The organism is Massilia sp. CT11-108 (assembly GCF_047302915.1).
GTDB lineage: Bacteria > Pseudomonadota > Gammaproteobacteria > Burkholderiales > Burkholderiaceae_D > Telluria > Telluria orientalis.
In genome coordinates this window covers 1-370 of record NZ_JBKYMO010001329.1, presented here as the reverse complement: position 1 = coordinate 370, position 370 = coordinate 1, and the positions used below count along the sequence as shown (strand labels likewise).

The window sequence follows — 370 nt, the reverse complement described above, 5'->3', positions numbered from 1 at the left end:
AACGCCATCGGCCCGTCGAGGATCGCGCCCTCGATCTGGCCGCGGTCAGCCATCTTGCACAGCGCGGCCGCCTCGATGGTCGACGCGATCTTCGGATACACCGTCTCGAGCGCGGACAGGATCGCCACGCGCGGCGCCGCGATGCCCAGCGCGTGCGCCAGGTCGATCGCGTTGCGGACGATGTCGCGCTTGTCCTCCAGCGTCGGGTAGATGTTGATGGCGGCGTCCGTGAGGAGCAGGGGACGCGGATACGTGGGCACGTCCAGCGCGAACACGTGGCTGATGCGGCGGCCCGTGCGCAGGCCGGTGTCGCGGGCGACGACGGCATGCATCAATTCGTCCGTGTGCAGCGCGCCCTTCATGATGGCGC

Annotated in this window: 1 protein-coding gene; it reads right to left on the bottom strand. The window is 69.5% G+C overall.

What is annotated here, in order from left to right:
• On the bottom strand, positions 1-370 hold a 370-nt coding region (locus tag ACEN88_RS34645; RefSeq protein WP_413346933.1), incomplete at both ends, for a phosphate acyltransferase.